The sequence below is a fragment of the Buchnera sp. (in: enterobacteria) genome (assembly GCF_056343165.1).
In genome coordinates, this window is sequence record NZ_JBWHTS010000002.1 from 101,814 (window position 1) to 120,386 (window position 18,573).

Sequence of the window (18,573 nt, forward strand, 5' to 3'; positions counted from 1 at the left end):
AGAGATTAATATAATAGCCCAGGGAACATAGTTTTTATACCGGTACTAATGAATTCTATTCCCAGAGACATTAGTAATAAACCCATAATACGAGTAATGATGTTAATCCCTGTTTTTCCTAAAATTCGTACTACACAGGGAGAAGCTTCAAAACACAACCAACATATAAATGAAAACAAAAAAATTATTAAACTACATCCAAATAAGTTTATCCAACTTGGATAATAAGTACTCCAAACAATAGTAGAACTAATTGCTCCAGGTCCTGCAATTAAAGGCATGGCTAAAGGAACAACGCTAATATTATCAAGTTTTTTTTCTTCTTTCTTGTCTTCGTTGATTTTGATTTTTTTTATAAATTTACCACTGATCATAGAGAAAGCTATACTAATAATTAGCATGCCACCAGCAATACGAAAAGAATTAATAGATATTCCAAAAAGATCTAAAATATTAGAACCAAGAAATAATGATATTAATAAAATTAATGATGCTGAGAAGTTAGCTACTAAATTAGTCTTTCTTCTTTCTGAAAAAGACTGATTATTTGTCATAGTCGTAAAGATAGGAATCATTCCAATTGGATTCACCAAAGCACATAAACCTATAAAGAATTTTATATATATAGATAAATCAAAAATTGAAATATTCATATTATACTCCTAATTTATATTGAATTTTTATAACTTTTTAAAAATGTTTTTACTATTATTAAAACAACATTGTATTTTTTATACAACATATAAAATATTTAATTTTTTATTTATTTTAATTTTGAAAATTCAGGTTTGGCAATGATACTACGTGTTTCTAATCGAATTTCCGATAAGCTTACTTGAATCACATCAGTTATTTTGTAATGCACGGTGTTATTGATAAATACCTTTCCGATTTCTTGGTTAAAATTCAACTCTTCTCTAATAGGATGTATAAATGGTCCAGGAATAAAAACATTAGCACCATTTTCTATTAATCGAGCTCTTATACCATTTCTAGAAATATCTGTTATTTCAGCATTAAATTTTTGATTTCGATATTTTTTTTGCTTTAATAATATAGTATAAAGCCAATCTGAAATATCTCTTTCAGCCATTCGATTGCGTCGTCTTTGTTCGCTTATTTTTAATTTAATATCTTCGCTAGGTTTAATTAATTGTTCTTTTTTAATAATATATTTTAACAAACGATGATTAATCATATCACTATATTTACGAATAGGAGAAGTCCAAGTTGCATATTCTGAAAAACCAAGTGCAAAATGAGGGCTGGGTGTAATACTAAAATCTCCGAAAGATTGAAAGCGACGAATACGACTATCAATATAATTATTTGATAATATATTCAAAACACGTCTAAGATTACAAAAACCTTTTAAAGTAGTTATTTCATCAACAGTAAATTTTAAATTATGACTTCTTAAGAAAGAAACTGCGTTTTCAGCATTAATAGGATCAAAACCAGAATGCACATTATATATACCAAAACCAAGATTTTTAGATAAAAAATTAGCAGCAGATATATTTGCGATTATCATACATTCTTCAATAATTTTATGAGCAATACGTCTTTTTTCAATTAAAACATCTATAATATTTCCATTTTCAGATAAATGAAATCGATATTCTATAGTATCTTTAAAGAGTACTGCATTTATTTTACGCCATTTTATACGTAATAAACACAAACGATGTAAAATTAATATTTGTTCTTCAATAGATTTTTTTGGTGGAACCCAGTCGCCGGATTTTTCAATCCAATCTGAAACATGATCATAAGATAGTTTTGATTTTGATTTTATCCATGCTAGAAAAAAATCGACTTTATCAGAGATGCGACCATCATTTAAAATAGTAATATGACAGGCTAGTACAGGCCGACGTTTATTAGGATTTAATGAACATATATCTTCTGATAACTTTCTTGGCAGCATAGGAATATTAAAACCGGGTAAATAATTTGTAAACGCTCTTTTAGATGCTATACAATCTAATTTACTACCATGTTTTATATAAGCTGTTGGATCAGCAATAGCGACAATTAAAGAAATTTCACCGTTAATATTATCATTAACGAAAATAGCATCATCAATGTCTTTCGTATTTATATTATCTATGGTTATAAAATCTAATTTCGTTAAATCTCTTCTATTATAATGTTCTTTTAATATAAGATCATCTGGTTCTGTTAACGGTTCTTTTCTATCAAGATTGTGTCGTGCAAGAGTAACCCACCACGGTATTAACGGATCATCTTCTTGTGCAATTTTTTCAATTAATTCAGCATAAAAAATATGATCTCCCTTGAGTTTATGTTTTGTTAGTTTAGCAACAGCCCAATCTCCATTTTGAAAAGTATTCGCACAATTTTTATTGGGCTGACATATTATAAGATCCTTTGCAAACGAATAATCTGGTGTGATAAATAATCTATTATCTCTTTTTTCTATTTTTCCAACAAATCGATTTAAAAAAGGTTCAATTAATTTTTCAGGTTCAACGATTTCTCTATCTTTTTCTACTTTTAATAAAGCAATTATTTTATCTCCATGCATAACTTTTTTCATATTTTTAGGAGGTATAAAATAACTTTTTTGTATATCAATTTCTAAAAATCCAAATCCTCTTTCAGTACTTTTTACTATGCCTTCTACGCGTGGTGTTTTAGCATGTAGATTTTTTTTTAACTGTGTAAGTAAAGGATTGTTTTGGAACATAATCATGCAACCTAATTGTCATAGTAAAAAATTAATAATTTTATAAATTTAAAAGTTAATTTAAAAATATAATTCATTTACAAAATATCATAGATAGTTTTTTTTTAAAAAGATTTATTACAATAAATTATTTTCATTAAAAAATATATTTTTACATTTAAAAAAATTTATAAATTTTAAAAAAATATTATAATGTACTATTCATGCTATTTATATTCATACTACTTATATTTAAACCATTATCAACATAAATAACTGTACCAGTAATACCTAAAGATAACTCAGATAATAAAAAAGACGCCACATTACCTATATTTTTGCTAGTGATAGAATCTTTTAAAAAAGAAGATGCATGAGAATCACTTCGTATCTTGTTAAAATTTTTAATTTTATAAGAAGAAGCAGTTTTAATAGGACCAGATGAAATTGCATTGACTCGAATATTTTCCTTTCCCAATGAATAAGCCATATAACGAACGTTTGCTTCCAATGAAGCTTTAGCTAAACCCATAACATTATAATTTGGTATTACGCGTTGTGCACCCAAATAAGATAAAGTTAATAAAGAAGAAGAATTATTTAACATTTTTCTACATTCTTTAATTAATCCTAAAAAACTATAGGAACTGATTTCATGAGAAATATTAAATCCTTCTCTGGTAATATTGTTAATAAAATCTCCGTTTAAATATTCTTTTGGACAATAGCCAATAGCATGCACTAATCCATCAAATTTTTTCCATATTTGACTTAAATCTATAAATAATTTCTTAATGTTTTTATCATTAGAAACATCACAGGACAAGACGATAGAAGATTTCATTGATTCTACTAAAATCTTTATTTTTTTACTTATTTTATCATTTTGACATACAAAACCTAATTCTGCTTTCTGATTATATAAAGATTTTGCTATACCAAAAGAAATTGACCTCGCACTAGAGATTCCAACAATTAAAATTTTTTTGCCTTTCAAAAGTCCCATTTCTATATCTCATAAATACAAATCTTGTTGTTAACATAATTTTTATATTAATCATTTTTTAAAGAATAATTTTATATTAAATCGTAAATCATAATTGTTTTCATTAAATAATGAGATGCTTGAATTGCCGGATGTTTTTTTTTATGTATGTGCAAAAAGATTTTTTTGTCATAGTATTTATTATATTTATTGCTTCCTTCTTATTTTTAGAAAATATTTTTAACAATGCATTAAGACCATTGACATATGATACAATAGTAGCATATCTCATTATATCTTTGTTTTTTATAGTATTTAATTTTTTTTGTAAAAAACTAATGTAAGCAGTGCCAATATTGATATTTTTTTGTGGATTATATAAGTCTTCAATAGAAGGTTGACCTTTTTTTCCATATAAACGATATACTTCTACTCCAGCAGCAGAAGGTTTGATTTGCATTAAACCTATGGCATTTGATTTGCTTTTAGCATAAGGATCACCGGCAGATTCTACATAAATTATAGACTTAATTAATTTTTCATCGACTTTATACTGATTTGAAGCAATACGAATAATATTATTCCATTTTTTTAGAGTATTTTCGATGCTGTTTTTATTAAAAAAATAATTAATTTTTAAATTCTGTTTTATGTTTAAAAACTGATTGCATCCAGTTAATAACAAAATAGATATAATTAAAATACCTAATGTCATAGAAAAGAATCTCCTAAAAATTTTTAATATATTAATTAATTTATGTATGATTTTATTATAATTTGAAAATTATAATAAAAAAGATAATTCATATTATGAAATCTTTATTTATTTTATTTCATTAATTATTTCAATTGCTCCACCAATATAGTTGAAAGGAGTCATATTTTTTAAACGTTTTTTTTCTTTTTCTGGGATGTCTAAGTTAGAAATAAATTCATGTATAATGTTTTTATTTATCTTTTTCCCTCGAGTTAATTTTTTTAATTTTTCATATGCATTTTTAATTCCATAACGACGCATAACAGTTTGAATAGGTTCAGATAAAACTGACCAATTTTTATCTAGATTTTTTAATAATTGCGATTCATTAATTTCTAATTTATCAATTCCTGACAATACAGCATGATATGCAATTATTGAATAAGAAATAGCTACACCTAAATTACGTAATACTGTAGAATCACTTAAATCACGCTGCCATCTAGAAATAGGTAATTTTGTTATCATATGATTCATTAAAGAATTAGATAATCCTAAATTACCCTCAGAATTTTCAAAATCAATCGGGTTAATTTTATGCGGCATTATTGAAGAACCAATTTCACAATCTATTGATTTTTGTTTAAAATAGTTAAGTGAAATATAGCCCCAAATATCTCGATTAAAATTAATTAATATAGTATTGAAAAGGGACATACAACCAAAAAATTCTGCAATATAATCATGTGGTTCAATTTGTGTAGTATATGGATTCCAATCAATACCAAATGACAATACAAAATCTTTGCTAATTTTATGCCAATTAATATCGGGATACGCTGCTAAATGTGCATTATAGTTACCAGTAGTTCCATTAATCTTACCTAATATTTCTATTTTTTTGAGAATAGTTCTCTGACGTTTCATTCGATAATAAAAATTAGCAATTTCTTTCCCCATAGTTGATGGAGTAGCTGGCTGTCCATGAGTCAGGGATAATAAAGGACTGTTCTGATATTTAAAAACCATTTTTTTTAAAGAATTTGTGATCTTAAACCAAAGAGGTAAAATTATTTGATCACGAGAATCTTTAATCATCAACGCATATGCTATATTATTAATATCTTCTGAAGTGCAGCCAAAATGTACAAACTCTGAAATTGATAAAAGATTCTTAGATTGAGAAATTTTTCTTTTTAAAAAATATTCTAACGCTTTTACATCATGCTTAGTTTCTTGTTCGATTTTTTTAATAAGAACTGCATCTTGTTCATTAAAATCTTCAAAAATATTATCAAGAAATAATATTTCTTCATTTTTAATTTCATTAATTCCTAATTTTTGAGACATACTAATTATCTTTTTTAACCATTGAATTTCGATTTTAAGACGATATTTTAAAAAACCAAATTCGCTAAAAATGTCTCTTAATAATGCTGTCGAAGTACTATATCTACCATCAATAGGAGAAATTGCTGTTAATGAATTTAATTTCATATCTTATATCCTAATTTTAAATAATTTTAAAAATAATTAAGAAAGATTTGTGAAATTATATAATATTTTTTTTGCTTTTTTCACAATGAAATACCTAAAATACATTAACTGTAGTTGATTTCCACCATATTGTTTCCACAAAAATATCGCGCGAATACCTGAAAATAACAAACAACGTATTTTTTCTTGTATTTGAAAATCTTCTAAAAAATTTTTTACTCCCTTAACTAAAATACGAGAACCTAATGAACTAATTATTTCAAGATATAGTTTTGCTATTTTACTAGTTAGATTTTTTGTATTACAATTTAAATAATATTCATTGGATATAAATGATATTTTATTTTTTAAGGAATACATGGCACTACGGTTTTTTTTTAATTTTTTTTCAATAATTATCATGTTGAAAATGTACTTAATTAATTCGATATAGGAATAAGAAAAACTAGAAAAAGTTAAAATTGATATTAATATTTTTAATCCTACGATTAAGTTTTTTTCGTGATTTCCATATATCGCAATGACGGAAGGAGGATCTAGTTCTAAAATGCTTTTTAAACATATATTAAATGCATGATTATCACATTTTCCTGAATGAGCTAATTGTTGTACTAAATAAGCTGATTGGAATATACCCGCAAGTGATAACGTAATTAAGTGTATTTTTTTCATTACAATTATCCTCTTACTATTTAAGATCGTTTTGAATTAAATAATGGTAATCTAGATTTAATAATACCGCCGCCTATACATACATCCGATAAATAAAAAACTACTGATTGTCCAGGTGTAACTGCAATTACAGGAACATCAAATAATATTTTTATGTATTTATTATTTATATATTCTATATTGCATGTAATATCTTTTTGACGATATCTTATTTTTGTCATACAAGAAAAGGGGAAAGATAATTGACTATTATTAATCCAGTTGATATTTTTAGCAATTAAACCTACAGACATAAGATGTTTATTATAAGAACCTTGTGCAACAATTAATACATTTTTTTTGACATTTTTTTCCACCACATACCATGGTATGTTATATTTTCCTTTTATTCCACCAATGCCTAAACCTTGTCTTTGACCTAATGTATAGTAAAAAACTCCATTATGAGTTCCAATAACTTCTCCAGAAGTTGTAATTATTTCACCTGTTTTTTTAGGAATATAAAGACTTAAAAAATTTTTTATTTTTTTAGGACCAATAAAACAAATGCCAGTAGAATCTTTTTTTTCAGCAATTTCTAAATATATTTTTTTAGCAATATTCCTAACTTCGTTTTTTTTTAAATGTCCAACAGGAAACAAAATTTTTTTAAGTTGAATACTATTTAAAGTATATAAGAAATAGCTTTGATCTTTATTAAGATCAACTCCTTTTAAAAGAAAATATTTTTTATTGATTTTTTTTATTCGAGCATAATGACCTGTTGCAATATAATCTGCTTTAAGTACTTTAATAGAATAATTTAAAAACATATTAAACTTAATTTCTTTATTACATAATATATCAGGATTTGGTGTTTTTCCTGCTTTATACTGATTTAGAAAATCTTTAAAAACATATTCCCAATATTCTGAAGAAAAATTTATTTTATGAAGATGTATATCCAATTTTTTACATACGTTTTGAACATCAATTAAATCTTGAGTAGAATTACAATATCCTTTTTGATCATCTTCTTCCCAATTCTTCATAAATAAACCTTCTACTTCATATTGTCTTTTTTTTAAAATCCATGCAGAAACTGATGAATCTACACCTCCAGACATAGCAATAATCACTTTTTTTATTTTTTTTTTTCATATTAAATAATATTGATTTTATTTTTTTATAGAATTTTTTTAATATTACATTATATATTATAAAAAAAAATAATGTATAAATTATATTACAATTTTTAAAAAACATGTCATCTTTCAAAAATTTTATTTGAAGTCAGTTTTTTATTTAAAATATTAATAAAAATAATAAAAAATATTTTTTCTGCATGTTAAAATATATAAAAAATAAAATGTGGTATAAAAAAACATGAAAAATATAAGAAATTTTTCTATTATAGCTCATATTGATCATGGAAAATCAACTTTATCTGATCGATTAATACAAATATGCGGTGGATTATCTGAAAGAGAAATGTCTAATCAAGTATTAGATTCAATGGATTTAGAAAAAGAGCGAGGAATTACTATTAAAGCTCAAAGTGTTATGATTGATTACAAAAATAAATCAGGTAGTGTGTTTAATTTGAATTTTATTGATACTCCAGGTCATGTGGATTTTTCTTATGAAGTATCTCGATCATTGTCTGCATGTGAAGGTGCTTTATTAGTTGTAGACTCTACTCAGGGGGTAGAAGCACAAACTCTAGCTAATTGCTATACTGCATTAGAGATGAATTTAGAAATTGTTCCAGTATTAAATAAAATAGATTTGCCGAATTCAAATGCGGATAAGGTATCTAAAGAGATTGAGGATGTTATAGGTATACCAGCATTAGATGCAATCAGATGTTCAGCTAAAACAGGGGAAGGTATTGAGAGTCTTATAGAACGTATTATTACTGATATACCTTATCCTGAAGGTTCGATAGATGCTCCTTTACAGGCTTTAATCATCGATTCTTGGTTTGATAATTATCTAGGCGTAGTATCTTTAATAAGAATTAAAAACGGTATTTTATTTGAAAAAGATCAAATTCAAGTGATGAGTACAAGAAAAAATTATTTCGTTGATCAATTAGGAGTTTTTACTCCTAAAAAATTAAACAAAAATCAATTGAAATGCGGTGAAGTAGGTTGGATTATCTGTGGTATAAAAAACATTATTGCTGCTCCTGTCGGGGATACATTAACTACTGCCAAAAATCCAGCAAAAAATGTACTAATGGGATTTAAAAAAATTAAACCTCAAATATATGCTGGTTTATTTCCTCTTTCATCAGATCAATATGAAGCATTTAGAGATGCATTAGGAAAACTTAGTTTAAATGATTCTTCTTTATTTTATGAATCAGAAAGTTCTACAGCTCTTGGTTTTGGATTTAGATGTGGATTTTTAGGTTTGCTACATATGGAAATTGTTCAATCGCGTTTAGAAAGGGAATATTCTATCGACCTAATTTCAACAGCACCTACTGTTATTTATGAAATAGAACAAATTAACGGACAAATTATTCATTTAGATACTCCTTCTAATTTTCCTAATATGAATGATATTAAAATTATTAAAGAACCTATAGTGGAGTGTAGTATTTTATTACCACCTCAATTTCTTGGCCCTGTAATGAAATTGTGTATAAAAAAAAGAGGTGTTCAAATTGATATGTTTTATCATACACATCAAGTATTATTAAAATATAATATACCAATGAACGAAGTAGTATTAAATTTTTTTGATGAATTAAAATCTGTATCTAGCGGATATGCATCATTAGAATATGATTTTAAATTTTTTCAACCTGCTAAAATAGTGCGAATAGATATACTGATTAACTCAGAAAAAGTAGATGCATTGACATTTTTATCTCATTATAAAAATGCACAACATCGTTCTCGTGAAATTGTTGAAACTATGAAAACATTAATACCCCGACATCAATTTGATATTTGTATTCAAGCAAAAATTAATAATACTATTATCGCACGTTCAACTATTAAACAATTAAGAAAAAATGTACTAGCAAAATGCTATGGTGGCGATATTAGCAGAAAGAAAAAATTATTAAAAAAACAAAAAGATGGAAAAAAAAGAATGAAAAAAATAGGCAATGTTAATATGCCTAAAACAGTATTTTTATCACTTTTAAATGTTAGGAAAAATTAATACAAGGAAACTATAATGGCTAATATATTAACTATTTTTTTATTAATTAGTACACTAGTAACCGGAATATTTTGGATATTTTATAATATTAAGAATTTCAAAACTTATTTAATTAATAAAAAAATAATTAAAAATAATCGTTTATATCAAAAAAATATAATAAAATTAAAAAGAAAAACATATTTTTTTCAATCCTTATCATCATTTTTCCCAATTTTTTTAACAATATTTATTATACGTTCATTTATTTACGAACCTTTTCAAATTCCTTCAGGTTCTATGATGCCTACTCTTTTAATAGGTGATTTTATTTTAGTAGAAAAATTTTCATATGGTATTAAAGAACCAATTACACATAAAATATTAATACACACAGGTTATCCTAAACGCGGTGATGTCGTTGTTTTTAAACACCCTCAAAATCATAATATAGATTATATTAAACGTATAATAGGACTACCAGGAGATAAAATTCAATATAATCTCAATAATAAACATATATATATATGTACAAATTATTTAAATCAGAAAAAATGTCAAGAAAAACTATCTATTAATTATTCAAAATCTCATTTAAGTAATTTTACTCAAAAAATATATTTTTCTGATAAAAATATTTCAACAGAAGAAAAAAGAACATATAATTCTTTATATTTTGATATTGTCGAAGAAAATATTAACAATTTTAAACATAATATATTACTTTTAAATGATGTTAAAATTCCAAAAAAAGATTATTTTCAGCAAAAAAATATGCCTGAATTAACTTGGGTTGTACCTAAAGACGAATATTTTATGATGGGGGATAATCGTGACAATAGTTTAGATAGTCGTTATTGGGGTTTTGTACCTGAAAAAAACTTAGTGGGAAAAGCCATTAAAATATGGATGAGTTTTGATAAAAATGAAAATGAATGGCCTACTGGTATACGTATAAACAGAATTGGGGATATATATTAAAAAAAATTAATATAGTAGAAATACAATTAGTATTGTACTATGGAATTACATTTTCAATTTTATCAAATTTTCTATTTTCCTGTTATATATACAGTCAATTAAAATATTATTGAAATCGGTATAACATGAATCATATCGTGACAAAAAAAATACAAAAAGTACTAGGATATACTTTTACTCATAAAGATCTTTTAAAACAAGCATTAACACATCGTAGTGCAAGTAGCAAACACAATGAACGACTAGAGTTTTTAGGTGATTCTATTTTAAGCTTTGTGATTGCTAACGCTTTATATCAACACTTTCCATATATTGATGAAGGTGATATGAGTCGTATGAGAGCCACTTTAGTTCGAGGGAACACCCTAGCGGAAATAGCATATGAATTTGATTTAGGAGAATATTTAAAATTAGGACAAGGGGAGTTGAAAAGTGGGGGGTTCCGTCGCGAGTCAATTTTAGCGAACACTGTAGAAGCTTTAATTGGAAGTATTTATTTAGATAGCAATATTAAAACAGTAGAAGAACTAATATTAAAATGGTATGAAAAACGTTTAGAAAAGATTAGCCCTGGAGATACACAAAAAGATCCTAAAACACGATTGCAAGAATATTTGCAGTCAAAACATTTATCCTTACCTACTTATTTTATAGTTGAAGTGTATGGTGAAGCACACAATCAATTATTTACAATTCATTGTAAAATTAGCATCATTGCAGAATATTTAGTTGGCACTGGTTCTAGTAGAAGAAAGGCAGAACAAGATGCGGCACAAAAAGCATTAATTCAATTAGGTGTAGAGTGAAAAAAAAACAAAAATATTGCGGATATATAACTATTATTGGACAAGCAAATGTTGGGAAATCAACGCTACTAAATAATATAATTGGAAAAAAAATTTCTATTATTTCAAGAAAAAAAAATACAACGCAAGATAACATTACTGGTATAAAAACCGAAAACAATTATCAATCTATTTATATTGATACACCTGGATTAATTTTTAATAAAAATAATAATAAAATTGAATATCAAAAAAAAAATTGTTATAAAATAATAAATATTTCAACATTAATTATTTTTATGATTGATAGAGTTTATTGGACAAAATACGATGAAATAATTTTAAATAAAATAAAAAACAAAAAAATACCTATTATTATAGTAATTAATAAAATTGATAAAATAACTAATAAAGTTGTTCTATTGCCATTTATTAGTTTTCTTAAAAATAAATTTAATTTCATAGAAATCATTCCCATTTCTTTAAAAAAAACAAAAAATTTAATATTATTAGAAAATATAATTAAATCTTATTTGCCAGAAAAACCCTATGTATATCCTGAATATTATGTTACAACAAATTCTCCATTTTTTACAGCATCTGAAATTATTCGAGAACAATTAATATTATTTTTAGGTGATGAATTACCTTCTATAATAAAAGTTGAAATTGAATCTTTTAATAAAAAAAACGAAAAAACACTTCATATAAAATCTGTAATTTGGGTTAAAAACATAAGGCAAAAGAGCATTATAATCGGTTGTAATGGAGAAAAAATAAAAAAAATTTCTATTATTTCAAGAAAAAAAATAGAACAAGAATTTAAAGTTGAAGTTCATCTTTTCTTATGGGTGAAATGTAAAAATTTAAAGAAATAAAAATAAAAAAAAATAATTTTTTTAAATCATTTAAATATATAAAATATTTAACTATTTTTTAAAATAACCATATCTGTTAAAACAGACCCATTATATCTTTATAAGGTGTGTTTCATCATGTCAATCGTAGGTATAGGAATAGACTTCATAGAAATATCGCGCATTGAAAATGTTTTTTTGAATCACGGAAATAATTTTGCAAAAAAAATTTTATCTATAGAAGAATGGAGAAAATATATTATCAGTAAAAATAATGTTAATTTTCTTGCAAAAAAATTTGCTGCTAAAGAAGCAGCTTCTAAATCATTAGGGACAGGTATAAATTATGGAATCACATTTAATCAATTAGAATTTTATAATGATAAATCAGGAAAACCAAAACTACGTTTTTTAAAAAATGCTTTAAAAAGATCTCAAGAAATAAAATGTAAATCTATACATGTTAGTATAACTGATCAGAAATTATATGCTTGCGCTTTAATTATTTTAGAAAGTTAATTAAATCTATTCATCAACATATATTTTATTTTTTCTTCTTTTTTGAAAAAATTTAATTAAAATTTCAGAACATTCGCGTTTCATAATATTTTTTTTTACATCTAATTTGTAATCTTTTTGTAAATTTAATAAAATATTTTTTAAAGAACACTTACTATCTGATTTTTCATAATTTGCACCAAAGACTAAACGTTGAATACGACTATTTATAATTGCTCCACAACACATGATGCAGGGTTGTAAAGTTACATATAATGTAGTGTCTAATAAACGATAATTTTTTATTTTCTTTCCTGCTTGACGCAATGCTATGATTTCTGCATGTGCTGTTGGATCATTTTTAGTAATAGAACTATTCCATCCGGTTCCAATTATACGTTCTTTAAATACTACAATGGCTCCTATAGGAACTTCACCTTTTTTTTTAGCATAAAAAGCGTATTTTAAGGCAATTTTCATCCATTTTTTGTCTTTTTGATCTTGCATAAAAATATTTTAATACACTTATTTTTTATTTTTTAAAATTTTAAATTTTTCTTTTTCCCATTCTGTTTTCTTTAAAATTGTTCTTTTATCTTTAATACTTTTACCTTTTGCTAATCCAAATTCTAATTTGCACCAAGAATTTTTCCAAAATAAAGATAATGCTACTATTGTATATCCTGTATTTTTTTTTTTTAAAGATAAAAAATTAATCTCATCTTTATGTAATAATAATTTTCTTTTTCTTTTGGTATTACAAAGAATATGGCTCGAAGATAAGTGCAAAGGTTCAATCAAAGAATTACAAAGGTACATTTCATCAAGATAATTTATTACATAACTTTCTGAAATATTTACTTTACCTGATCTGATAGATTTAACTTCCCAACCCTCTAATACTAGTCCGGATTGAAATTTTTTTTCTATAAAATAATTATAATATGCTTTTTTATTGATTACTATTTTATAAGATTTTTTTTTATGTGGCATGATTAAATTTATTCCAAAAGTAAAATAAGTTAATATAAAAATATTCTCAATAAAAATTTTAATAAAAAATGAAAATTATTAAAGTAACAGTTATTTATGCCTTACCAAATATTCAATATATTTGCAAAGTTAAAATTAAATCAGGATCTACTGTAAAAGATGCTATATTATCATCAAATTTATTAAATTTAATAAAAAATATATCATTTTTTAATAATAAAATAGGAATATATAATAAAATAGTACATTTAAAATCAAAAATAAAAAATGGAGATAGAATTGAAATTTATAGAAACTTAAAAATAGATCCAAAAGAATGGAGGAGAAAAAATTTTGTTCTTAAAAATAATGTTTAAAATATACTAATGTTAGCAATAAAAATTATTTTTAGATTTAATAACGAAAAAATTAATAATATTATTAAATCTAAAAAATACAATATTTTTATATTTTTCTCTTTGAAACTACAACCATAGCTGGACGTAATAAACGAGAATTATGAAAAATATAACCTGGTTGCATAACTGTAACAATTTGATTAGATTCCATCGTATTGGTATAATCAACTGACATAGCTTGATGGATAGCAGGATTAAACAATATATTTATATCATCGATTTTTTTAACATGGAATGTTGTTAAAAATTTCTTTAATAAATCATAAGTAAGTTTTAATTTGTTTAAAATTTCTTTATAATCTTCTTGTAATTCACTTTTTTTTATCAAATCTAATGCTCGTTCAATGTTGTCTATAACTGGAAGAAATTCTAAAATTAATTTTTCTAAAGAAAATTTCATAGATCTTTCAATGTCTTTATTTAATCTATTATAGACTGACATTATTTCTTTTTCAGTCATTTTTTCTTTTTCTATTATTTTTTCTTCGGATTCTTTTAATTCAGCTTGTAAAAATTTAATTAAATTTTTTTTTATTAAATTGTCACTTTCTTTTTCTGTATCAATTTTATTCCGATTGTTATTTTGATCTATTGTTTCTTTTTTTAATTCTTTTTCTTTATATATCATAAAAACATCCTTTTTAGTATGTATTTATTTTGAAAAATTTTTAATTTGTTTTAAATTTTCATATTAAAAATTTCTTAGGAAATAATATTATTTTTTAAGATGTTTTATTCAATTTTATAATTCTTAATTAAAGGAGGAATATAAGAAATTGACATATCCCATGGTTGTTCGATCCATACATTTTGAGGAATATCTATGATATAATCATCAACTAATAAACGACCCATTGGCTTAGCAAAAATAGTTACAAAATATGCTTTGGGATATAAATTTCGAATAATCTTTGCGGTTCCACCAGTATCTACAAGATCATCTATTACAATAATTTGTTCTCCATTTCCTTCTGCTTTTTTAATTATTTTCCTGTTTTTTTTTAAACAATCATAATTGTAACTTTCAATACAAACAGTATCAACACATCGAACTCCTAGCTCTCTTGCTAATAAAGCTGATGGCACAAGACCGCCTCGACTAACAGCAATAATTCCATTCCAAGAATGTATTTTCTTTAGTAATCGATTAGCTAGTTTTCTAGTATGAATTTGAAGCATATCCCAAGTAACAATGTATTTCTCACTCATAAAAAGACATTCCGAAACTATAAAATAGTATTTATTAGAAAGTGGAAATAGCTGGAAAATTATTATAGGATTTTAATGTAGTAAAAATATTTGAAAATAAATCAGTTCTTTTGCATTTCTTTTTCAATAATTAATATTAATATATGAATAATTTTAATATGCATTTCCTGTATTCGATCTGAATATCCATAATAAGGAACACGGATTTCTATATCAGATGATTTTTTAATTTTACCTGCATCGTTTCCTGTTAACACAATGATTTTCATGCTTTTTTTTCTAGCTTCTTCTATAGCTTTAATTATATTTAAAGAATTTCCGGAAGTAGAAATTGCTAATAATATATCATTTGAACATCCAACGCTTTGAATAAAGCGCGAAAATGTTTGATCATACCCTAAATCATTTCCTACAGCAGAAATATAACTGCTATCAGAAATAGATATTGCAGGATATCCAGATCTTTTTTCCCTATATAAACCAGTTAATTCTTCTGAAAAATGTACTGCATCGCAATGTGAACCTCCATTCCCACATGATATTACTTTTTTTCCACGTTTAAATGATTCAGAAATGAGAATGGCTGCTTTTTGAATGTTTTTTATTTGACTATCATCTTCTAAAAATTTTTTTAATATTTTTAATGCAGAATCAAATTCAGAAAGAATTGTTTTTTTATACATAATTTTAAATTTATAGTTTTTTTTCGGTGCGGACGGGATTCGAACCCGCGACCCCCGGCGTGACAGGCCGGTATTCTAACCAACTGAACTACCGCACCTTCTTAGTATTTTTTATATTGTACATATTTTAAAAAAATCAGTCAATAATCTTTTTTATATTTATTCAAGAATTAATTCCATAAACATATATTATTATCTTTCATGTATTGTAAATATTTTTTATGCAAATCTATCTCTTTTGGTGTAGGATGTAATATCTTTAAATTATAATTTTTTATTCTTATTTTTTTTCTTGATGATTTGACATCTTGTTGCTTGTCAATTTTCTTATAATGAAATAACGATTCTTGACCACCGGTCATAAAAAGATATATTTTACCTAATAAGTAAGCATCTATCATCGCGCTATGTAAATTTCTATTAGATTTGTTTATTTTATAACGCGTACATAAAGCATCTAATGAATTCTTTTTACCCGGAAATAATTTGCGAGCTATTTTTAATGTATCAACAATAGAACATAATTGATTAATATCTTTTACTTTTTTATTTAACATTAAGAGTTCTTGATTTATAAAACCTATATCAAATGAAGCATTATGAATAACTAACGTTGATTGTTTAATATAGTTTAAAAACTGATCAGCAATATCTTGGAAAAGAGGCTTATCTGATAAAAAATCGTTTGAAATACCATGAACCCTGAAGGCTTCAGATTCTATTAATCTATTAGGTTGAATATAAATATGAAAATTGTTTTTTGTAAAACGACGCCCGATAATTTCAACAGCTCCAATTTCTATAATTCTATGATTTATATGAGGAAGGTCAGATTGATTTATACCTGTTGTTTCGGTATCTAGTATAATTATTCTCTTTTTATTCATAATACCTTTGAACGTATAATTAAAATTCTTTTGGAATAACTGTCATTATGTTTAAAATAGTTAAAATGTTTACAGATGGTTCTTGTTTAGGAAATCCTGGAGCGGGGGGATACAGTACAATATTACGTTATAAAAAATATGAAAAAATATTAACTTCAGGATTTCATTTAACTACTAATAATCGAATGGAATTAATGGCTGTAATATCAGGATTAGAGTTTCTGAATCAATCATGTTTTGTTGAAATTACAACAGATAGTTTATATGTTAAAAAAGGAATCATTGATTGGATGCCTGTATGGAAAAAAAAAAATTGGAAAAATAAAAAAAACAAATCTGTAAAAAATATAGATTTATGGTTACGTGTTAATACTGCATTAAAAAAACATTATGTGACTTGGTTTTGGACTAAAGCACACATAGGTCATTTAGAAAATGAAAGATGTGATATGATAGCACGTCAATCAGCTAAAAATCCTTCAATAAAAGATATTTATTATGAAAATAATAATAAATAATAAAATTAATAATAAATCATAAAATATAGAAATTTCATAAAATGTATAAAATAAAAAAAAATAATATGATGCTAAAAAAAATAGCTATACTTGCTGACAACTATGTTTGGATTCTTTTTGACATTCGTGGTTTTTGTATAATTATAGATCCAGGTTTATCTGAACCTGTTATACAAGAAATTCGGGATAAAAAAATGTTTCCAATAGCTATTTTCTTGACTCATGATCATCTAGATCACACCCAGGGTGTGAAAAAAATTATTGAAAGTTTTCCTAATATAACTATTTTTGGACCTGATGAAACGAAAGATAATGGCGTAACCAAAATCGTTAAAAAGGGGGATAAAATTGTTATATTAGATAACATTTTTTATGTTTTTTTGACTCCTGGACATACTTCAGGTCATATATCTTATTATAGCGATCCATATTTTTTTTGTGGAGACACTCTTTTTTCTGGAGGATGTGGACGTGTTTATAATAATAAATACTTGGAAATGTATAATTCTATAAAAATTATTTCGTATCTTCCAGATTATACTCTTTTATGCTGCTCTCATGAATATACTTTATCAAATTTAAGATTTTCTATGTTTTATTTGCCCAATGATAAATTTATTAAATCATATTTTATAAAAATCAAAAAAAAGATAGAGATTGAAGGATCTAGTTTACCTTCTTCTATTTTTTTCGAAAAAAAGATTAATTTATTTTTAAGAACTCATCAAGAATCTGTTAAGAAATCTATCGGTTTGAATAATACTTGTACTTCTTTTGAAGTTTTCGTTAATTTGAGATTAAAAAAAGATTTGTGGAGCTAAGCGGGATTGAACCGCTGACCTCCTGCGTGCAAGGCAGGCGCTCTCCCAGCTGAGCTATAGCCCCAGATGATTTTTATTGGTAGGCCTGAGTGGAATTGAACCACCGACCTCACCCTTATCAGGGGTGCGCTCTAACCATCTGAGCTACAAGCCTTCTAATTTTTTATTAGATAATTTGTGTGGGCACTTTCAAAAAGTATATATTTTTAAGGAGGTGATCCAACCGCAGGTTCCCCTACGGTTACCTTGTTACGACTTCACC

21 protein-coding genes, 3 tRNA genes and 1 rRNA gene are annotated in these 18,573 nt (G+C 25.2%); 8 read left to right on the top strand and 17 right to left on the bottom strand.

Translation table 11 applies throughout. From position 1 onward, the window contains the following. Positions 1-5 precede the first annotated feature (5 nt). The 7 genes from ACTP5B_RS02120 to mnmA form a co-directional block, all read right to left on the bottom strand. Positions 6-653 (bottom strand): YchE family NAAT transporter, encoded by a 648-nt coding sequence (locus ACTP5B_RS02120; RefSeq protein ID WP_464829582.1) that lies wholly within the window; start codon positions 651-653, stop codon positions 6-8. Between the two features lie 110 nt (positions 654-763). Beyond that, positions 764-2,713 carry an exoribonuclease II gene (gene rnb, locus ACTP5B_RS02125; protein WP_464829627.1) on the bottom strand — a complete coding sequence of 650 codons (1,950 nt, stop codon included), beginning with the start codon at positions 2,711-2,713 and terminating at the stop codon, positions 764-766. Between the two features lie 187 nt (positions 2,714-2,900). Further along, complete coding sequence (locus tag ACTP5B_RS02130; protein WP_464829584.1) at positions 2,901-3,698, bottom strand: enoyl-ACP reductase FabI; 798 nt, start codon at positions 3,696-3,698, stop codon at positions 2,901-2,903. Between the two features lie 103 nt (positions 3,699-3,801). Continuing rightward, the gene (locus ACTP5B_RS02135; protein WP_464829586.1) at positions 3,802-4,392 is read right to left on the bottom strand and encodes a transglycosylase SLT domain-containing protein; all 591 of its coding nucleotides are present in this window, start codon (positions 4,390-4,392) and stop codon (positions 3,802-3,804) included. 108 nt (positions 4,393-4,500) lie between these two features. After that, a complete protein-coding gene (purB, locus tag ACTP5B_RS02140) occupies positions 4,501-5,871 on the bottom strand; it encodes an adenylosuccinate lyase (protein WP_464829587.1) in 1,371 nt (456 codons plus the stop codon). 36 nt (positions 5,872-5,907) lie between these two features. Continuing rightward, complete coding sequence (gene hflD / locus ACTP5B_RS02145; RefSeq protein ID WP_464829588.1) at positions 5,908-6,543, bottom strand: high frequency lysogenization protein HflD; 636 nt, start codon at positions 6,541-6,543, stop codon at positions 5,908-5,910. Positions 6,544-6,563: 20 nt separating this feature from the next. After that, positions 6,564-7,649, bottom strand: a complete 1,086-nt coding sequence (mnmA, locus tag ACTP5B_RS02150) for a tRNA 2-thiouridine(34) synthase MnmA (protein WP_464829590.1) — start codon at positions 7,647-7,649, stop codon at positions 6,564-6,566. A gap of 259 nt (positions 7,650-7,908) precedes the next feature. Here mnmA and lepA point away from each other — a divergent pair, with 259 nt between their 5' ends. From lepA to acpS, 5 genes are all read left to right on the top strand, one after another. Continuing rightward, positions 7,909-9,702, top strand: coding sequence for a translation elongation factor 4 (lepA, locus tag ACTP5B_RS02155; protein ID WP_464829592.1), 1,794 nt, complete (start codon positions 7,909-7,911; stop codon positions 9,700-9,702). A gap of 15 nt (positions 9,703-9,717) precedes the next feature. Beyond that, positions 9,718-10,662, top strand: coding sequence for a signal peptidase I (gene lepB / locus ACTP5B_RS02160; RefSeq protein WP_464829594.1), 945 nt, complete (start codon positions 9,718-9,720; stop codon positions 10,660-10,662). 125 nt (positions 10,663-10,787) lie between these two features. Next, positions 10,788-11,468, top strand: a complete 681-nt coding sequence (gene rnc / locus ACTP5B_RS02165; RefSeq protein WP_464829596.1) for a ribonuclease III — start codon at positions 10,788-10,790, stop codon at positions 11,466-11,468. Beyond that, on the top strand, positions 11,465-12,325 hold the full coding sequence (gene era, locus ACTP5B_RS02170; RefSeq protein WP_464829598.1) for a GTPase Era: 861 nt from the start codon (positions 11,465-11,467) through the stop codon (positions 12,323-12,325). Before rnc ends, era begins: the two co-directional genes overlap by 4 nt. Before the next feature lie 117 nt (positions 12,326-12,442). Then, entirely contained in the window at positions 12,443-12,823 is a 381-nt protein-coding gene (gene acpS / locus ACTP5B_RS02175) for a holo-ACP synthase (protein WP_464829600.1), read from the top strand. A gap of 6 nt (positions 12,824-12,829) precedes the next feature. On the opposite strand, the gene tadA is transcribed toward acpS, so the two are convergent. Beyond that, on the bottom strand, positions 12,830-13,309 hold the full coding sequence (gene tadA / locus ACTP5B_RS02180) for a tRNA adenosine(34) deaminase TadA (RefSeq protein WP_464829602.1): 480 nt from the start codon (positions 13,307-13,309) through the stop codon (positions 12,830-12,832). An 18-nt stretch (positions 13,310-13,327) separates the two neighbouring features. After that, on the bottom strand, positions 13,328-13,795 hold the full coding sequence (gene smpB / locus ACTP5B_RS02185) for an SsrA-binding protein SmpB (RefSeq protein ID WP_464829604.1): 468 nt from the start codon (positions 13,793-13,795) through the stop codon (positions 13,328-13,330). A 68-nt stretch (positions 13,796-13,863) separates the two neighbouring features. Here smpB and ACTP5B_RS02190 point away from each other — a divergent pair, with 68 nt between their 5' ends. Beyond that, complete coding sequence (locus ACTP5B_RS02190; protein ID WP_464829606.1) at positions 13,864-14,151, top strand: RnfH family protein; 288 nt, start codon at positions 13,864-13,866, stop codon at positions 14,149-14,151. An 88-nt stretch (positions 14,152-14,239) separates the two neighbouring features. Here ACTP5B_RS02190 and ACTP5B_RS02195 read toward each other — a convergent pair whose 3' ends face one another. The 5 genes from ACTP5B_RS02195 to dnaQ form a co-directional block, all read right to left on the bottom strand. After that, positions 14,240-14,821, bottom strand: coding sequence for a nucleotide exchange factor GrpE (locus ACTP5B_RS02195; protein ID WP_464829608.1), 582 nt, complete (start codon positions 14,819-14,821; stop codon positions 14,240-14,242). A 104-nt stretch (positions 14,822-14,925) separates the two neighbouring features. Further along, positions 14,926-15,402 carry a xanthine phosphoribosyltransferase gene (gpt, locus tag ACTP5B_RS02200; protein ID WP_464829610.1) on the bottom strand — a complete coding sequence of 159 codons (477 nt, stop codon included), beginning with the start codon at positions 15,400-15,402 and terminating at the stop codon, positions 14,926-14,928. Positions 15,403-15,503: 101 nt separating this feature from the next. Next, positions 15,504-16,085 carry a D-sedoheptulose 7-phosphate isomerase gene (lpcA, locus tag ACTP5B_RS02205; RefSeq protein ID WP_464829612.1) on the bottom strand — a complete coding sequence of 194 codons (582 nt, stop codon included), beginning with the start codon at positions 16,083-16,085 and terminating at the stop codon, positions 15,504-15,506. Between the two features lie 24 nt (positions 16,086-16,109). Next, positions 16,110-16,183: transfer RNA gene (locus tag ACTP5B_RS02210), tRNA-Asp, on the bottom strand. A 72-nt stretch (positions 16,184-16,255) separates the two neighbouring features. Further along, positions 16,256-16,972 carry a DNA polymerase III subunit epsilon gene (gene dnaQ, locus ACTP5B_RS02215; protein ID WP_464829614.1) on the bottom strand — a complete coding sequence of 239 codons (717 nt, stop codon included), beginning with the start codon at positions 16,970-16,972 and terminating at the stop codon, positions 16,256-16,258. 47 nt (positions 16,973-17,019) lie between these two features. Here dnaQ and rnhA point away from each other — a divergent pair, with 47 nt between their 5' ends. Both rnhA and gloB read left to right on the top strand, forming a co-directional pair. Further along, positions 17,020-17,490, top strand: a complete 471-nt coding sequence (rnhA, locus tag ACTP5B_RS02220; RefSeq protein WP_464829616.1) for a ribonuclease HI — start codon at positions 17,020-17,022, stop codon at positions 17,488-17,490. Positions 17,491-17,555: 65 nt separating this feature from the next. Continuing rightward, positions 17,556-18,311, top strand: a complete 756-nt coding sequence (gene gloB / locus ACTP5B_RS02225) for a hydroxyacylglutathione hydrolase (protein WP_464829628.1) — start codon at positions 17,556-17,558, stop codon at positions 18,309-18,311. Here the strand turns inward: gloB and ACTP5B_RS02230 are convergent. From ACTP5B_RS02230 to ACTP5B_RS02240, 3 genes are all read right to left on the bottom strand, one after another. Beyond that, positions 18,303-18,375: transfer RNA gene (locus ACTP5B_RS02230), tRNA-Ala, on the bottom strand. The genes gloB and ACTP5B_RS02230 overlap by 9 nt on opposite strands. Positions 18,376-18,388: 13 nt before the next feature. After that, positions 18,389-18,465 (bottom strand) — tRNA-Ile (locus ACTP5B_RS02235). Between the two features lie 53 nt (positions 18,466-18,518). Beyond that, a 16S ribosomal RNA gene (locus tag ACTP5B_RS02240) occupies positions 18,519-18,573 on the bottom strand; the annotation flags it as partial.

What these genes read in the sequence shown, in the direction of transcription:
- tadA (WP_464829602.1), bottom strand. Translation starts at nt 13,309, where the DNA reads ATGCAAGATCAAAAAGACAAAAAATGGATGAAAATTGCCTTAAAATAC.
- gpt (WP_464829610.1), bottom strand. Translation starts at nt 15,402, where the DNA reads ATGAGTGAGAAATACATTGTTACTTGGGATATGCTTCAAATTCATACT.
- hflD (WP_464829588.1), bottom strand. Translation starts at nt 6,543, where the DNA reads ATGAAAAAAATACACTTAATTACGTTATCACTTGCGGGTATATTCCAA.
- smpB (WP_464829604.1), bottom strand. Translation starts at nt 13,795, where the DNA reads ATGCCACATAAAAAAAAATCTTATAAAATAGTAATCAATAAAAAAGCA.
- mnmA (WP_464829590.1), bottom strand. Translation starts at nt 7,649, where the DNA reads ATGTCTGGAGGTGTAGATTCATCAGTTTCTGCATGGATTTTAAAAAAA.
- acpS (WP_464829600.1), top strand. Translation starts at nt 12,443, where the DNA reads ATGTCAATCGTAGGTATAGGAATAGACTTCATAGAAATATCGCGCATT.
- rnc (WP_464829596.1), top strand. Translation starts at nt 10,788, where the DNA reads ATGAATCATATCGTGACAAAAAAAATACAAAAAGTACTAGGATATACT.
- purB (WP_464829587.1), bottom strand. Translation starts at nt 5,871, where the DNA reads ATGAAATTAAATTCATTAACAGCAATTTCTCCTATTGATGGTAGATAT.
- gloB (WP_464829628.1), top strand. Translation starts at nt 17,556, where the DNA reads ATGATGCTAAAAAAAATAGCTATACTTGCTGACAACTATGTTTGGATT.
- lepB (WP_464829594.1), top strand. Translation starts at nt 9,718, where the DNA reads ATGGCTAATATATTAACTATTTTTTTATTAATTAGTACACTAGTAACC.
- lpcA (WP_464829612.1), bottom strand. Translation starts at nt 16,085, where the DNA reads ATGTATAAAAAAACAATTCTTTCTGAATTTGATTCTGCATTAAAAATA.
- rnhA (WP_464829616.1), top strand. Translation starts at nt 17,020, where the DNA reads ATGTTTAAAATAGTTAAAATGTTTACAGATGGTTCTTGTTTAGGAAAT.
- lepA (WP_464829592.1), top strand. Translation starts at nt 7,909, where the DNA reads ATGAAAAATATAAGAAATTTTTCTATTATAGCTCATATTGATCATGGA.
- dnaQ (WP_464829614.1), bottom strand. Translation starts at nt 16,972, where the DNA reads ATGAATAAAAAGAGAATAATTATACTAGATACCGAAACAACAGGTATA.
- ACTP5B_RS02135 (WP_464829586.1), bottom strand. Translation starts at nt 4,392, where the DNA reads ATGACATTAGGTATTTTAATTATATCTATTTTGTTATTAACTGGATGC.
- ACTP5B_RS02130 (WP_464829584.1), bottom strand. Translation starts at nt 3,698, where the DNA reads ATGGGACTTTTGAAAGGCAAAAAAATTTTAATTGTTGGAATCTCTAGT.
- ACTP5B_RS02195 (WP_464829608.1), bottom strand. Translation starts at nt 14,821, where the DNA reads ATGATATATAAAGAAAAAGAATTAAAAAAAGAAACAATAGATCAAAAT.
- ACTP5B_RS02120 (WP_464829582.1), bottom strand. Translation starts at nt 653, where the DNA reads ATGAATATTTCAATTTTTGATTTATCTATATATATAAAATTCTTTATA.
- rnb (WP_464829627.1), bottom strand. Translation starts at nt 2,713, where the DNA reads ATGTTCCAAAACAATCCTTTACTTACACAGTTAAAAAAAAATCTACAT.
- ACTP5B_RS02190 (WP_464829606.1), top strand. Translation starts at nt 13,864, where the DNA reads ATGAAAATTATTAAAGTAACAGTTATTTATGCCTTACCAAATATTCAA.